Source organism: Marinobacter sp. MBR-99 (assembly GCF_040547575.1).
GTDB lineage: Bacteria > Pseudomonadota > Gammaproteobacteria > Pseudomonadales > Oleiphilaceae > Marinobacter.
This window is the reverse complement of sequence record NZ_JBEPPY010000036.1, coordinates 1-13,702: the sequence shown is the minus strand read 5'-3', so window position 1 is coordinate 13,702 and position 13,702 is coordinate 1. Positions and strand designations below refer to the sequence as shown.

The 13,702-nt window shown below is 52.8% G+C and carries 15 protein-coding genes and 1 pseudogene; 3 read left to right on the top strand and 13 right to left on the bottom strand.

Features of this window, described 5'->3' with window-relative positions; genetic code table 11:
* Window positions 1-240: 240 nt before the first annotated feature.
* Entirely contained in the window at window positions 241-600 is a 360-nt protein-coding gene (locus ABIE59_RS19615; RefSeq protein WP_354449486.1) for a hypothetical protein, read from the bottom strand.
* Between the two features lie 323 nt (window positions 601-923).
* Here ABIE59_RS19615 and ABIE59_RS19610 point away from each other — a divergent pair, with 323 nt between their 5' ends.
* Both ABIE59_RS19610 and ABIE59_RS19605 read left to right on the top strand, forming a co-directional pair.
* Window positions 924-1,301 (top strand): gamma-glutamylcyclotransferase family protein, encoded by a 378-nt coding sequence (locus ABIE59_RS19610; protein ID WP_354449484.1) that lies wholly within the window; start codon window positions 924-926, stop codon window positions 1,299-1,301.
* Window positions 1,289-1,684 carry a hypothetical protein gene (locus ABIE59_RS19605; RefSeq protein ID WP_354449482.1) on the top strand — a complete coding sequence of 132 codons (396 nt, stop codon included), beginning with the start codon at window positions 1,289-1,291 and terminating at the stop codon, window positions 1,682-1,684. The genes ABIE59_RS19610 and ABIE59_RS19605 overlap by 13 nt, the downstream gene beginning before the upstream one ends.
* On the opposite strand, the gene ABIE59_RS19600 is transcribed toward ABIE59_RS19605, so the two are convergent.
* The 9 genes from ABIE59_RS19600 to ABIE59_RS19560 all read right to left on the bottom strand — a co-directional run bounded on the left by ABIE59_RS19600 (window position 1,676) and on the right by ABIE59_RS19560 (window position 11,072).
* Window positions 1,676-2,641 (bottom strand): helix-turn-helix transcriptional regulator, encoded by a 966-nt coding sequence (locus ABIE59_RS19600; protein ID WP_354449480.1) that lies wholly within the window; start codon window positions 2,639-2,641, stop codon window positions 1,676-1,678. The two genes, ABIE59_RS19605 and ABIE59_RS19600, sit on opposite strands and share 9 nt — an antisense overlap.
* 5 nt (window positions 2,642-2,646) lie before the next feature.
* On the bottom strand, window positions 2,647-3,564 hold the full coding sequence (locus ABIE59_RS19595; protein WP_354449478.1) for an ADP-ribosylglycohydrolase family protein: 918 nt from the start codon (window positions 3,562-3,564) through the stop codon (window positions 2,647-2,649).
* 57 nt (window positions 3,565-3,621) lie between these two features.
* Window positions 3,622-3,912, bottom strand: a complete 291-nt coding sequence (locus ABIE59_RS19590) for a type II toxin-antitoxin system RelE/ParE family toxin (protein WP_354449476.1) — start codon at window positions 3,910-3,912, stop codon at window positions 3,622-3,624.
* On the bottom strand, window positions 3,912-4,136 hold the full coding sequence (locus ABIE59_RS19585; RefSeq protein WP_354449474.1) for an addiction module protein: 225 nt from the start codon (window positions 4,134-4,136) through the stop codon (window positions 3,912-3,914). The genes ABIE59_RS19590 and ABIE59_RS19585 overlap by 1 nt, the downstream gene beginning before the upstream one ends.
* Window positions 4,137-4,182: 46 nt before the next feature.
* On the bottom strand, window positions 4,183-5,409 hold the full coding sequence (locus tag ABIE59_RS19580; RefSeq protein WP_354449472.1) for a vWA domain-containing protein: 1,227 nt from the start codon (window positions 5,407-5,409) through the stop codon (window positions 4,183-4,185).
* Window positions 5,406-6,530: an AAA family ATPase gene (locus ABIE59_RS19575; RefSeq protein ID WP_354449470.1), complete on the bottom strand. Its 1,125-nt coding sequence runs from the start codon at window positions 6,528-6,530 to the stop codon at window positions 5,406-5,408. The genes ABIE59_RS19580 and ABIE59_RS19575 overlap by 4 nt, the downstream gene beginning before the upstream one ends.
* Before the next feature lies 1 nt (window position 6,531).
* Window positions 6,532-8,352, bottom strand: coding sequence for a hypothetical protein (locus ABIE59_RS19570; RefSeq protein ID WP_354449468.1), 1,821 nt, complete (start codon window positions 8,350-8,352; stop codon window positions 6,532-6,534).
* A gap of 128 nt (window positions 8,353-8,480) precedes the next feature.
* Window positions 8,481-10,118 carry an AAA family ATPase gene (locus ABIE59_RS19565; RefSeq protein WP_354449466.1) on the bottom strand — a complete coding sequence of 546 codons (1,638 nt, stop codon included), beginning with the start codon at window positions 10,116-10,118 and terminating at the stop codon, window positions 8,481-8,483.
* A 69-nt stretch (window positions 10,119-10,187) separates the two neighbouring features.
* Window positions 10,188-11,072 (bottom strand): metallophosphoesterase, encoded by an 885-nt coding sequence (locus ABIE59_RS19560; RefSeq protein WP_354449464.1) that lies wholly within the window; start codon window positions 11,070-11,072, stop codon window positions 10,188-10,190.
* A 134-nt stretch (window positions 11,073-11,206) separates the two neighbouring features.
* Here ABIE59_RS19560 and ABIE59_RS19555 point away from each other — a divergent pair, with 134 nt between their 5' ends.
* A complete protein-coding gene (locus ABIE59_RS19555) occupies window positions 11,207-12,118 on the top strand; it encodes an ADP-ribosylglycohydrolase family protein (RefSeq protein ID WP_354449462.1) in 912 nt (303 codons plus the stop codon).
* Between the two features lie 212 nt (window positions 12,119-12,330).
* On the opposite strand, the gene ABIE59_RS19550 is transcribed toward ABIE59_RS19555, so the two are convergent.
* The 3 genes and pseudogenes from ABIE59_RS19550 to ABIE59_RS19540 form a co-directional block, all read right to left on the bottom strand.
* Window positions 12,331-12,618, bottom strand: coding sequence for a hypothetical protein (locus ABIE59_RS19550; RefSeq protein WP_354449460.1), 288 nt, complete (start codon window positions 12,616-12,618; stop codon window positions 12,331-12,333).
* A complete protein-coding gene (locus tag ABIE59_RS19545) occupies window positions 12,602-13,522 on the bottom strand; it encodes an integrase domain-containing protein (protein WP_354449458.1) in 921 nt (306 codons plus the stop codon). The genes ABIE59_RS19550 and ABIE59_RS19545 overlap by 17 nt, the downstream gene beginning before the upstream one ends.
* Window positions 13,491-13,702: pseudogene (locus tag ABIE59_RS19540) on the bottom strand (hypothetical protein); the annotation flags it as partial. The pseudogene ABIE59_RS19540 and the gene ABIE59_RS19545, both read right to left, overlap by 32 nt.

Here is a 13,702-nt window from a genome sequence, read left to right as displayed (position 1 = left end):
CCGCCGCCCTGGTCAGTTTGTTAGGCGGCCATTTTGCCTCAGGTGGGTCAATTTTAAGTCGGCGCTAGTGGGTCAGTATTACTCCGGCGGTGACACTCTCCACCTTGGACACTCCTTTGCACTAGGTCTATGCCTAGGCCTTTGCTTCTACCAAGGTGTCCGGTTTAAATGGGGGCTACTACACCTGGCCAACAGGCCGGTTAAACAGCGCCTCTCCTAGTTGCCGCTTAACCGGCATGATCAACCGAAAAGGGCCTTCCATACCCAGCGCAAACTGCTGGGCCAGGTCAGGCCTAGAGACGTGTCGTTCAAGCTGAGGCCGGACTTGGCGGTTAAAATTCGATGTAGGGGTACCAGCTGGATGCTGTCATCCATGGTTTCGGCATTGGGGTTTTCAGCCAGGAGGCATAGGATTTCTTCCTGTAGGAGCATTCGCAGGGGTAGTAGTCCATTTAGCTTGGTTTCCCCATCCCGGGTTTTGGTGATCAAGTCCGGCTTGTCAGAATCCCGCAACGCATCCTCCACGGCAAGTTGCACCTGCTCATCGGTCGGTGGTGACTCCGGGCGCATGGGGTCCGGTAGGTATTGAATTAGCTGCATCCAATGCTGAGCATCTCGGTTCTATTATACCGTTGCGGATGCTTGTTCCCACAGTGAGTCCAGCCGCTTGAATACGCCCCGTGGAAGGACGGCGATTCGGCTTGAGCAGGGTTAGCGCCAGGGCGGCATCGTTGTTATTGATGAGCGTTTCGGGCAGAAGGCCTATCAGACTGCTGAGGTGCCAATAGCTGGTTCGGCCATTGGGTGCAGGTCAATACTGCCTATTTGTTCATCACGAAGATGCCCCTTCGACAATTGGTGCGACATACGCCGGCGCATGAATCGTGCATACTTAGGCATCGTTACTTTCCAAGGGCAAGGTCATGCACAATGAAGGAATCCGGGTGGCGGTCTATGGAACCCTAAAACAAAACCAATCTAACCATTGGTTACTCGCCGATCAGGAGCGTTGTGGTGAGTTCCAGTGTGGCCTGATCACTTTGTATGATCTCGGCCCTTTTCCCGCTGCAAAATTAAGTGATAGTAATGGAGTCCGCGTAGAGGTTTATGAGGTAGACGACGAGACCTTTGCTCGACTGGATGATTTGGAGGGATTCAATGCGGAATCCCCGGATTCTGGCCTCTACAACCGAATCCAGATACAAACCCCTTTTGGACTGGCCTGGCTCTATATCTATAACCACGATGTCTCCGGCTATCCTGAAATACGTTCAGGGGAATGGTTTCCATGCCGCAGCTGATCTGCACAACCGATGAAATTGGTTATCGAGAAGGCAGAGACATCCTCTTTCTTTCCTTTTGCGACATTCCTGAGCCGTGTTCTCTGGATGATGAACCTTGGGAACGCATACCGGAAAGGCAAACAATCGTCCGTTGGCTCAATGACCAAGGGATATCTTGGGAACCTTGCCTGCACTGTTCTCCTGGAACATTGGCCACTCCCTATCGCGGAGCCACCTATCTGGACGTTGCGCCAGATGAGAAAAGTGAGCGTTATCAGCAACTGCTGGCGTTTCTCGAGGACGAATCCGGTCGTTGTCGTTTTGTGGGCGTGGATTTCTGGCTGGTGCCGCTGGAGAAGTCTCTTAAGTGGTATGAGCAGCGCCAAGCCCAGCTAGATTAGGCTTACCGGTTCCAGTATTTCCAATTCCCCGTCTATACGCCGTCGGAGCCATCGCCTGAGCTGAGGGCTGTTATCTATGTAAGTGGTTACCAGGTATCGGCCCGGCTGTTTTGAATCTTCAACCAGATGTTGCTGCCGGCCGATAGGGCGGTGAAACAGGGCTTCGGCCAAAGAATGGTTCACGCGAATGACGAGTTTGATGCTGTCCTCCATGCCCAAGGCCACAGCTTGGGCAAGGTCCGGTTCAAAGGAGCTGTCGTTGTGTGTAAATTTCTCCTTTGCTTCGGTCATCCGGTGTAGGGGCAGCAAGGTAATGCTGTCTTCCGGAGTTTGCGCATTGGGATCTTCGGCCAGTAGGTAAAGAATCTCTTCCTGGAGAAGCAAGCGCACTGGCAACAGTTCCCGGTATTCTTTTTCGCCATCCAGGGTTTGCATTGTCAGATCGAGTGCACCGCCATTATCGAGGGCTTCTTCGATGGTGGCTTGAACGTTTGGATCAATAGGCGGCGATTCAGGGCGCATGGGGTCCGGCAGGTACTGGATCAGTTGCATCCATTTCTGAGTGCTTGTGTCTTTCTCTGCTGTTTGGCTGGCTTGGTTCCAGAGGGAATCCAGTCGTCTCAACACGCTGCTGGGTAACCGGTTATATGCCTGCTGTTTGAGCATGGCCAAGGCCAGAGCCGCATCTTTGTTGTTGAACAGCGTTTCCGGCAATAATCCTTTAAGCGATGTGAGATGCCAGTAGTTGGTTCGGCCGTTGTCACCTTGCTGGCTCTGCCTCTCGATCACATGGCCGAAGATAGCCCTCAGGCTCTCCAGATCTCTTTCTACTGTGCGTTTTGAGGTTACGAACTTACGTTCTTCCAGCTCTTTGAAGATTTCGGCTGTGGACTTCGACAGCCCGGGGCGGGGTAGTAATCTCAGAATTTCGATTTGTCGTCTCAGCTGATCGCTCATGGGTATCAGCCTTTTGATGTTTCGGAGGTAGGGTTGACCGCGACTAATTCGCGAGCAAGCTGTTCAATACGGTCTTTTTCAACGAGCTTGTCCTGCCAATCCTGGGGGATGGCGGCCTTCCCATAATCGCAGCCGGCAAGTTGCCCTGTAATGGCCGCGACTGTGTCGCAGTCATCTCCGAGATTGGCGGCCCGGAGTAATGCACCTTCAAGTGTATCGGTTGTGCTGAAACACCAAAGCGCCGCTTCCAGTGTATCCACCACGTAGCCTTTGGCTTTGATCAGAGCATCGGGTTTGTTCAGGTAGTCTCCGGTCGCCAGGGCTCGTATCTTAGCGCTTGTCCATTCGGTGTTCTCGGCGGCTTTTAGGGCGGTGGTTTTGTCCTGGCCGTTCAGCAGGCTGCACAGGATCAGTGCCAGGCACTCGCTCGCTTCCAGGCACTCGGGGGCACCGTGGGTTGTGCGAGTACTTTCCCTGGCCCAGTAGCAGGCTTTTTGTTCATCCGGATAGGCAGCCAATACTGCAGGCAGTAACCGCATCAGCCCACCGTTCCCGGCAGCCAAAGGGTGGGTGGAACCGCAAAAAGGTTCATCGGTGTATTTGAACTGTTTAAGGGCCTGGGCGAGGGTGTTGCCGGGTGCCAGCCGGTATTTCCCTGGCCAGCCTTCGCCTCTTTCGTAGAAGGCTTCATAGCGCATCATCTGGTCTTTGGCGTTGAACCCGCCCTCAGCCACCAGACTCTCCCCCAAGCACAGAGCCAGGCCAGTGTCATCAGACCATTGGCCGGTTGGCAATGGTCCGTTTCGGTTGTCCATGCCGGTAACCTGGTAACTGCCTCTGGGGCTGAATTCCACGTGGTTGGCGAGGGCATCGCCACAGGCCAGGGCAAGTAATCCACCGGTGGCGCGTTCGGTCAGGTTCATGGTGCTTCCTGTGTGTTGGTGCGGTTTGGTGTTCGTGGAATGATAGCCACCCAGGCGCTACTGTCGCCATTCCCAATAGCCGGGTTCACGGTGAAGGTTCATAACTGCGAGTACGAAGATACAGTTATGCTGTTCTGAGTAGAGAACACCGTAGGGGAAACGTTTGACTAGAGAGCGCCGAACGGGCTTTCTAATATAGCTCCAGGCCTGTGGAAATTTAACCGCTCGGATTACGGCTTTTTCTACTTCTTCGGCGAGATCAATGCCGAGACCAGGTTGGATAGATTCGTAATAATCGATAGCTTCGTTGAGTTCCGCTTCCGCTGCGGGGTGAAACCTGACGTCCATTATCGTTTCAACCTGCTCCGAATTTTGCTGAAAACTTGCTCACCGGAAACGGGTGTTACCCTTCCAGACTCGAGATCGGCCAAGCGACCTTCTGCAACCGCGGCCCATTGCTCGTCAATCGTGTTTTCAGTGGGGTTCAGGCTTTTTAAGAGTGACTCAATTACAAGTGCGCGCTCGTCAACGGGCAGTGCGTTCGCTTCATCAATCAATTCTTGAATGCGCATTACGTAAGCTCCGGGGTTGTAATGGGCGGCGTCCGATATTGCTATCTTAACCCTTGATGAATATTTTTTCCCCCCATTGCACCGGACATTCCCCATCCTCTGTCAGAGCCCAAAGAATCGGATAACCGGGTGTCTGCTCGGGTGCCCGGGCAAAGCCATCGGTCAGAATGATCAAGGCTTGTGGTGGTGCTTCCTTACAGGTTTCAAATACCGGAAGGAAATCCGTGCCACCACCGCCGGCAACGTCGAATGTGCTGAGACGATGGAGGTCTTGTTCCGTCAGAACATGATCACTTTGTATTTTGGTATCGAACACCATGAGGCGCAGGCTTACGCGGTTGAACGCTGCCAGCATACCTTTGAGTTCACCCAGGAATTGGGGGATGTCTCTGGTGCAGCTTCCGGAGTTGTCCAGTGCCACAGTGAGCTCTAACACGCTGCTGCGGCGACTGGGTAGGTACAACCCCTGGTGAACGTGGCGGCGAGAGGGCGGTAGCCATTGGCGATCACCGCCGTGTTGTTTCTGTAAAAACCGGGCGAGTAGTTGCTGCCAGGGCACCTGGGGTGCTCTGATCTGATCCACGATCCGCCGCAGATGCCCCGGTAGGTTCCCGGGCATGCGGTCTCGTTGTTGTGCAACGGTAATCAAGCGCTGGCGCCAGGCCTCACTCAGGGCCTGCTCCTGCTGGCTATTCGCCGGCGTGTCGGGTGTGAAATCCGGGTCGATAACCAAGTCGGCCGGGTTCTGATTTAGAGCCTGCTCCAGATCATGAGTATCCAGTACCTGTTGGCCTTTTTTGGCTTGTTCGATACCGTTGAGCAGGCGCGCATAGGTTTCTTCGGCAGAGAGCTCTTGGAATCGTCGGTCCCACAGGGCATCGTTTGGGCAATGGCCCAGTTCTGCGCTGAGTATGTGGTTCACTTCGTAGTCGCAGGCTTGGTTCCACAGTTTTGCATCCCGGCCGAGCTGGCGGCGAAAGTGTCCCATCGCACAATGCCAGACTTCGTGGGCCAGAATGAATCTGCGGTCTGCATTGGTTCGGCCGGCCATGAATAGCGCGTTGAAGAAGATGGTTTTGCCATCGGTACCGGCCGTGGGCAATCGGCTGTCTACTACCGGCACCAGGTTCAACTGCATGGCGAGCATGGCGGTGAAAGGTTGCGCGGTCATCATCAATGCCCGGTCCTCTTCCAGGGTTCTGCGCATTTTACGCTTCAGCGACTGATCTTCTTCGCTTGGGAAGTTGAGCGCTATAGAGTCGGCTGTATTCATGCCACTCTCTCCATGTGCTGATTGAAGACCTTGCCATGCTTGAGGCTCCAGGCTTCAAAGTCCGGGTGGCAGAACACTTCCATGGCGCGATGTTCTTGTAAGTTATCGCCCTCAGCTGCGGTGGCGTCCAGCAAGGCGAGGGTGGCGAAATCGGAGGTCAGTTCTTTGCTGATCTTAAAAAACTGGCTCAGGCGTTTTCCCTGCTGGTTCTTCGGGCCTTTCCAAAGGTGGTGTGCGAGGCTGCTGCAAAAGGCAAAGCGCTGGTCGGCCCGTTCCGGTATGACAACGGGGCATTCGCCACGCAACATGGCAGGCACGTTTGGAAGTTCTTTGCTCCAGCGGCGGAATGCCAGGAATTCGGTGGCAGCCGGTGCGCCTACCAAGCCCTGAATGATCAGGCTTAGGGTGTCTTCGTTCAGGACACTGTTTGCGTGCTCAAGACTTTTGGCGACGCGGGTCCAGCTGCGGGGGCTTGGCCAGCCTTGTTCTACGCTGCCGTTCATGTTGAAAAAGCATTCCGGGCGAAAGCGCACAAAGCCGATAATATCCGGGTGCAATTGATTCGCGGCGGCCCACTGGCACCAGCTGTCCAGGTCGGCTTCCACATCCAGGTGGCAGAAGCGGTTGGCCAAGGCACTGGAGAAGGTTTGCGCCACAGCGCGATCCTGGGTGCGGTTGCCGGCAGCCACTACGAGCCAGCCATCGGGCAAGCTGTATAAGGTGCCCAGGCGGCGGTCCAGAATCAGCTCGTAGGCTGCGACTTGCAGCGAGCGATCCGCAGCCGTGATTTCATCGAACAAGATGATGCCACGGCTAGCCGGATCACGCGGCCATTCGCCCGAGATGAGCCAGTTAACCGAGTCACCATCCGGTACCGGTAGCCCGCGCAGGTCTACCGGTTCACGCTGTGACAGGCGAATATCGATAAACCCGATATCTGCCTTTTCGCACACATCACGAATGATGCTGCTTTTGCCTACACCCGGTGGGCCCCAAAGCATAATGGGCGGAAGCTGGTGTGCCAGTTCTGGTTGGGCGCCGAGTAGCTCCACCTGATGACGGAGGATGCCATGAATCTGCGCCGGCGTTGCATAGCGAGTGGTGCGGTTCTGTTCGCTCATATCAGGCTTCTCCTTCAAACAGTGAATAGGTGCTACCGGGGTCCGGGCTGGCGGCGATGTCGTCTTCCTCCTCTTCCTCTTCTGAGAAGCAAGGCGCCAGGGCAATTTGCATCAGTTTCTGGCGATACTCGTTGATCTTGTTGCCCTGTTTGTAGAAGGGGAAGGTGCCGATCCTTTGGGTGAACCAGCCTTCCGGTTTTCTCGACAGGGCCATGAGCACGCCCCGAAAAACACCCGGGCACATGTGAACGATCGGCGGTACGGACTGCACCAGCGTTTTCAGCGGCAGCACGTTGCAGAGGAACGTGATGATGGTTCGCTGATCGTCGTCGGTCACCCGTTTGCCTATCAATAAGCGGACGATGCGCAGTGTCGGGTCTCGTTGTTGGCTGCGATTGCGGTTAAGCAGGTAATCATCGCCCTTGCCGAGATATTCGCTGATACAGCGAATGGCGAGGCGATACACGTCATCAGAACCCTGAAGGTTGAGGGCCAGGCGTAACAGTGCCTCGAAGGCCTCCTCATTGCAGCAGGTGCAGGCGACTATGTCGGCGTAGTCGGCGGCAGCTGGCACCGAGGGATGGCAGTATTGCCAGATCTTCAGATCTGCTTCCCAGCCCTGGGGCGCCAGGTCGTTCGGGAATTTCCAGTGCCAGTACAAATCCGCTTTGGTCATGGCGGCTTCGTTGAAGGGGCGTTTAGCGCCTCTGGATTTGCCACGATTTTCACGATGACGAGCTGCAAGTTCTCGGCGGGTTTGCCAGATTAAATCTGGCGGGACGCCGAGCTCACACAGTTCCTGGATTTTCTGCAGGCTGAGTACAACCTGTTCACGCTCGTGGGCATTGGCAAGTATGCTGAGAATGCCTGAAAGCTGATCCGTTTCGCCGTTCTTGAACCGCTCCATACAGGTATTCAGGGACGACTCGTCAAAATAGAATCGCGCGCTGGCCATGAGTGGCGCCGGCAGTGCCCCGAAGCACTCCACATCCATGCCCAGAGGTAGATGCACCTGCTGGAGCTTATTGCAGTGGTGCAGGGCCAGGCTCTCACCTGCGGGGAAGTTAAGACTGCGCAAAGTCTTGCTATGGATGCGCGCGTGTTTCCAGTTGTCGGCAATGGTGAGTTCTTTGGAAATCGATGCTTTCTGATAAACGATGGCGCGCTCACCGGTTCCGGAGATCCGCTTGAGGGCAGGGGCCTCGTACACCTCTAAGGCGAGGCCGTGGCCAGAACCATTGATGGTGCGAAGGTCGGGAACCTGTTGCAGAACGACCTTACCGGAGGTGTTTGCCTGCACATGGCGAAGACCGCCCACGTTGAGCAGCAACCAGTCATTACCCGAACCCAGCGCGATTTGGTCGTGCTCTTGTGGCATATCACCAATCACAATCACAAGCCCGTTTCCGGATGGCTCTGGTGGCTGCTCATGGCCCGGGCAGCAAACGATGCGGCTCCAATGTTGGTGATTGGGTGCTGATTCTGAGCGAGCCTGGATAGTACCCCAGGCCGCATCAATCTCGCTGACCGCACCACCGATAACAAACCTTTTCGGCGCGTGCTCTGAGTTGAAATGCATGATGGCGCCAGGATGGCCGGGCGGTAGATCAACCTTTGCAAGCTCTGGGAGATTGCTCAGCACCAGGTGAGGGCGCTTAAGGGTTTTCAGTTGTTTGATCTGGATGGTTGCGAGGTTAGGCGCATCCAGTATATCCAGGGCAAATACGTCTGGTTCGTCAACTTCCAGAACAGAACCGGGGAACCCGGCAATGCTGGCACCCCCCACGGTATCTCTGGTGATGTAATTCTCGTAGTCGGCCATTCAGTCCCCCTCTTTTGCTGACGTGTTGCCATTATGAGGGAGTGGTGCGACAAGTTATGACGTTATCAAGTTGGGGTCAGACCCAAATACATTTCACTGAGCAAAATGCACCTGGGTCTGACCCCACCTTAGTTTTTGGCGAAGGTTTGCAGCCCGACCGTTGCCCGGGTTGCGCCGACGTACCAGAGGTCTTCGCGGGAGGCGAAGCCGCCAGTGTTCATGTCGACCAGGAATACAAACGGGGATTGAAGGCCTTTGTAGCCACTGATTGTGCTGACCGTGAAGTTGTCGCCTGGAAAGACTTCTTTTAAAGCACGAATACCGCCGGAGTTTTCGGGGCGGTAGGGGCTGAGTACAGCAAGCTGATCCGCTTTTATGCCGCGGTCTTTGAGTTCCGACCAGGCTTTCGTTAACAACTGGGTTTGATCATCAATCTGCTTCCACTCATGCTCCCGCACCCGCTCGTTTGCTGCCGGTAGGTGTGGCGCAGGTGTACTGGCGTACTCAAAGCGGTTATTGAGCCACTGGGCAATTTCGAGCGAATTGCGGCAGTTGTGCATCAGCTGGAAAGGATAGGGCAGCATTCCGGTGAATACGTCGGAAGGGATTTCGAAATCCCGTCCGTAGAGATTCTGGGACGGGTCTGCAAATAAGACGATTTTTGACTCGGGTGCCATAACCGAATCCAGGGCCATCCACCACAGAGGATGAAAATCCTGAGCTTCATCGACCAGCAGAGCACTGAAATCAGGTTGTATCTTTGCTGCCGCGTCTGCAAGAAGGCTAGGAACGGTTTCTTCATAGAAAGCAGGTTTCTCTTCGGCAGCTTCTGGAGGATTCCAGGGCAAGTCCGCTCGTTCGATTAAGTCTCTGGCGAAATCATGGAAGCTGCACGCAGTTATGGAGCCTTCGAGTTTTTCATCCGTATCTTCGAGGGCATCGTGGATGTGAGCAGCCAGGGCTTTGTTAAAGCAAAGAGCCAATACTTTCTCACCATCGGATGCGAGGTCTCTGGCCTTTTGCCTTGCGAGCAATGTCTTGCCGGTACCGGCACCACCGGTAATCGTCAGCCTTGGTACAAAACGCAGTAACTCCAGTGCCCAAACCTGTTGATTCGTGAGCTGAACCAGTGTGGTCTCAATCTGATCGACTCGTGCTTCAATGGCTGGCGCGAGGTGAAATGTGGGATTGAGCACTTTGTCCCGAACAAACGTTGCATCGGCCTTGGCTACCGGGAGTTTGTCTTGTTGAGGCCAGCGTTTGAACTGTTCGATCAGCGCTGTCTGGTCCAGATTCTTCAGGCCGTTGTAGTCAATAATGTCTTCACGTAACAAACCCAGAGGCAGAACGATGTCTTGGGCAATGGTGTCCGGGAAAACCAGGTTTCGACCAATAGGGAGAAGCAGGCCATCGCGCGCGTTCCGTTTTATGCGGGTGATGATGTCGCTAATCGCACCATCAGCCTGTTTGACAGGATCTTTGACCGGATAGATGCCGTGACTGTTCTGAGAGTACCACTGGTTGTTTCGATAGGAGATGCCGCCACCTTTGACTTCCCACACCAGTATTCCGTGGTTGGGATGGAACAGAATGAAATCGGCCTCGCTACGGAAGGTGCCCTGCTTCTTTTCCCTGACCAGAGGCAAGCTGAAGTAAACCTCTAGCCCAGGAAAGTCCAGGTCATTCAAGTGTTGCAGCACCTTGCGTTCACTATTGGGCAGTGCATCCTGTTCTATCGATTCAAAGAGGGGGATCAGTTTCGCCAAAACAACGGTCCTTCAAGGTTTGTCATGACGAAACAGACTATCAGAGCGCAGGCTGGGAAAGCACTGTCTTTAGGTAACAAAGTGTGCTCGATCAAGCGGTTGGCCCGGCTTATGGCGATAGGCAACGAGTTCGCCTCCGTAAGCGGCTGAGTAGTCGAGGCCTGCCACATTGTTACCAAGAACATCCGGGGTTCCCACCATGGCGTAATGGCCGAAGAACACCGGCGGATGGTCTTCCGGTAGTTGGACCTTTACAGGCGACGGTTGGATTTCGATCGGGTTGATTGATACATGATCCTCTGGCCACCATTTGATGCGGAAACGGTCACTCCGTCGATTGGATTTGTAAGCGGACCCTGGTGGAAAATGGTGCGCACAACCAGCCACGACTTTATCAATGGCGAAGTAGATATCTGAGTACGTCTCACGGTAGCCGGCCAGAGCCTCGTCGCAAAGACGATCTATTCCAGCGCCCTTGAGCGTCTCGATTGCGTCCACGTCCCAGCAGGCATGAACCACGCGCAGGTCCGGCTGATCGATATACATGGGCTGATTGCGGAGCCAATGGAAGATATCGATTAGCTCCTCGATCTGGTATTTGAACGCCTTGGTCAGCTGGCGGCGGCTGTAGTGTTTTTCAGTTGCATCCATAAATGCAATGACGTCGCCCGTATGGTCTGCGGCATCCTGGATCCAATTGAGTTCGTGGTTGCCAACGACCATGAACGCCGAACCGGCATCTACCATGGCTTTCACGGTTTTTAGAACAGCTGCCGCTTTCGGGCCTTTATCGATCAGGTCACCCACAAAAACCGCCTGATGACCTTCCTGCTGCCAAATGTTGTTCTCTTTCTTATAGCCCAGCTTTAGAAGTAGGGCGATCAGCTTGTCTTGGTGGCCGTGCACATCCCCGATGATGTCGTAGGTAACAGTATCGATTTGTTGGCGGTTCATAGGCATCTCCTTGAGTTCCTTACATTGTGAGTTATGGATGCGTCAGATTATGGCGCATTCTCACAGCTCTCTCGTTGCGACATGTGTTGACGGAATACCGCGTTAATCTAGAAACGCTAATGAGGGAGCTGCTTATGAAGAACAACATCGATTTTGCAAAAGGTGCATTACTAGGTTTGGCTGTAGGAGATGCGTTAGGCACTACAGTTGAATTTCGCCGTCGGGATACCTTTGCGCTGCATACCGAACTGATCGGCGGCGGTGCATTTCATGTAAAGCCGGGCGAGTGGACAGACGATACCGCCATGGCGCTTTGTTTAGCGCAAAGCCTGATTCATTGTGGAGGGTTTGACTCCAAAGACCAGCTCAGTCGATATGTGAACTGGATGAATGACGGCTACATGGCATGCCAGGAAAAATGCATTGATATTGGCAATACCACGCGGAATGCGCTGCGTCGGTTTGCCCAAACTCGCGTGAGTTATGCCGGGACGGACAACCCCTTTGCCAGCGGCAACGGCGGCATCATGCGATTGGCACCCGCAGTTATCGCTGCAGGTGATATGAATGCGGCCATGCAGTATGCAGTAGACAGCAGCCGCACCACTCATGCCAGTGCTGACTGTCTGGATGGGGCAGAGCTGATGGCGGCGATTCTTTGGCAGCTGCGCCAGGGGGGCGACCTTAAATCCATACTCGACAATCTGCCCGATACCCAAGAGCGTGGTATGAGCATTGGTCGAGTCAAGAATGGCTTTTTCAGGCACTTTACCAGAGACGATATATCCTCGAGTGGTTATGTGATTGACACTTTGGAGGCAGCTTTGTGGTGTTGTTACAACGCGGAGTGTTTTGAGGGTGCGCTGATTGCCGCGGTAAACTTGGGAGACGATGCGGATACGGTGGGTGCCGTTACTGGGCAAATTGCGGGGGCAGCCTGGGGTGTTGAAGGTATTCCACGCCGTTGGTTGGAGGACCTGGCTTGGGCAGATTTCATTAGCGAGTGTGCGGAAAGTTTGAATGACGTGAGTTCAGTGTCAGTATGAATAGTATGCCTCAACTTTTGGGTTGACGGGATGACCTGCTCACATCGTATTCGAATAGCTAATCTTTGATTAGGTAGAATAGGCTAGAAGATATGTCTTAACAGTGCTTACTATCTAAAATAAGATAGTAAGCACTAAGTTCCTGATCCCTGGCTATTATATCTAAATATAAATTAAAGAATATGAAAATTAATTTTTTCAACTAACTAAAATCAATCTTTCATTTCTTTTGGCTTGTCTGGATTTTTATATCGCCCCAGCATATGCCAGAGGAGCATAATAGCGTAGTAATAGTCCCGTTTTGTGGACTTAGCCATAAAGTTTTCCTCAAAAAACTTTCTCACATGACGGTTACCTATCTGATCAGCCGGACAACCACAATATTTTAAGAATTTATATACACGCTGCACTTGCCGATGACGATGCTTTTTTCCACCCTTTTTTGCGTAACTTTTAAGTCTGAAGTTTAAGGTGTTAGACTTACTAGGAATTTTTTTCATTTTTAGATTTCCCTATGTAAGAGTTGGAAATCGAGGCCCTGTTGTGCCCCAAATCTGCTGCAATTTTTTTTCTTGCTGATAGGTCAATACTTTTTTTTGCCCTTCCTCCATATATTGGAGGAGCGCTATCGGTTTCAAGATAATATTTCCGACATGCATAGATCGCTCGAAGATCCTTATAAGATTTTATCCCAATCTTTTTAAGATGCTCCCTATAACGATAAATTTCGGTTCGGCAGAATTGGATCCAAGTTTGATCCTCTGGGATAATAGAATAATGATCAGCTTGAATTTCGGCGCCACGAATTAGTGTATCGATTACAAGTTGATCTGGCTCAACTTTAATGGTTCTGGGCCTGCCGCCTTTTGTGCCGAACTTAACCTGAAAAGGTTTGTTATCTGTCAAGTCTTTCAATGATTGCTGGTAATCTAAAGTTGCTGCTTCTTTTAGTCTAAGCCCAAAAAGTAAGCAGGCTTGAGCAACAATCGTTGCACGTTGATATCGTTCATCATTAAGAGAGTGAAATAAACTTTCAATATCGGTGTCGTAAGTTTCTAATGGTTTCTCAGTTCGCACAAATTTCCTCTTCTCGAAGCCGCAATCCCTTACTCCTGTCACGGAGTCCCACGCTCCGTAGGTCACGTGGTTTAATACCACATTAACAGCTGAGAGGAGGCCATGTTTATAGGAAGTGCTGTAACATTCAAGCGTTCGTGCATAATCCAAAACATCCTCTTTAGTTATATCGTTTAGATTTCCTGAATGCCCCTTTTCTTCCAGGTGTTCTTGAAATTTTAAAAATTTTGATTTTACAGAGGCAGCCGAAGCATAGGACAGGGTTTGGTCGCAAATAGCCTGCTCTAATGCTCTTTTAACCGGTGATAATACTTTTCTTTTTTTCATAAATGGTTTCCTTAAATTTAAAGTTGAGCTCACTACCCTTTTGATGTTGAGTGATGGGATAGCCCGCGTGGCTATCGAACGGAGAGTGCGTAAACCGCTGAAGGTTGCCACCCATTCCACGTGAAGCCTGCCACCCGGACCGGAGCAAGGCTGCCACCCATCGGAGCGTAGCGACGCGGG

Coding starts and splice junctions, on each gene's coding strand:
- ABIE59_RS19615 (WP_354449486.1), bottom strand. CDS start 600: ATGCAGCTAATTCAATACCTACCGGACCCCATGCGCCCGGAGTCACCA.
- ABIE59_RS19610 (WP_354449484.1), top strand. CDS start 924: ATGCACAATGAAGGAATCCGGGTGGCGGTCTATGGAACCCTAAAACAA.
- ABIE59_RS19605 (WP_354449482.1), top strand. CDS start 1,289: ATGCCGCAGCTGATCTGCACAACCGATGAAATTGGTTATCGAGAAGGC.
- ABIE59_RS19600 (WP_354449480.1), bottom strand. CDS start 2,641: ATGAGCGATCAGCTGAGACGACAAATCGAAATTCTGAGATTACTACCC.
- ABIE59_RS19595 (WP_354449478.1), bottom strand. CDS start 3,564: ATGAACCTGACCGAACGCGCCACCGGTGGATTACTTGCCCTGGCCTGT.
- ABIE59_RS19590 (WP_354449476.1), bottom strand. CDS start 3,912: ATGGACGTCAGGTTTCACCCCGCAGCGGAAGCGGAACTCAACGAAGCT.
- ABIE59_RS19585 (WP_354449474.1), bottom strand. CDS start 4,136: ATGCGCATTCAAGAATTGATTGATGAAGCGAACGCACTGCCCGTTGAC.
- ABIE59_RS19580 (WP_354449472.1), bottom strand. CDS start 5,409: ATGAATACAGCCGACTCTATAGCGCTCAACTTCCCAAGCGAAGAAGAT.
- ABIE59_RS19575 (WP_354449470.1), bottom strand. CDS start 6,530: ATGAGCGAACAGAACCGCACCACTCGCTATGCAACGCCGGCGCAGATT.
- ABIE59_RS19570 (WP_354449468.1), bottom strand. CDS start 8,352: ATGGCCGACTACGAGAATTACATCACCAGAGATACCGTGGGGGGTGCC.
- ABIE59_RS19560 (WP_354449464.1), bottom strand. CDS start 11,072: ATGAACCGCCAACAAATCGATACTGTTACCTACGACATCATCGGGGAT.
- ABIE59_RS19555 (WP_354449462.1), top strand. CDS start 11,207: ATGAAGAACAACATCGATTTTGCAAAAGGTGCATTACTAGGTTTGGCT.
- ABIE59_RS19550 (WP_354449460.1), bottom strand. CDS start 12,618: ATGAAAAAAATTCCTAGTAAGTCTAACACCTTAAACTTCAGACTTAAA.
- ABIE59_RS19545 (WP_354449458.1), bottom strand. CDS start 13,522: ATGAAAAAAAGAAAAGTATTATCACCGGTTAAAAGAGCATTAGAGCAG.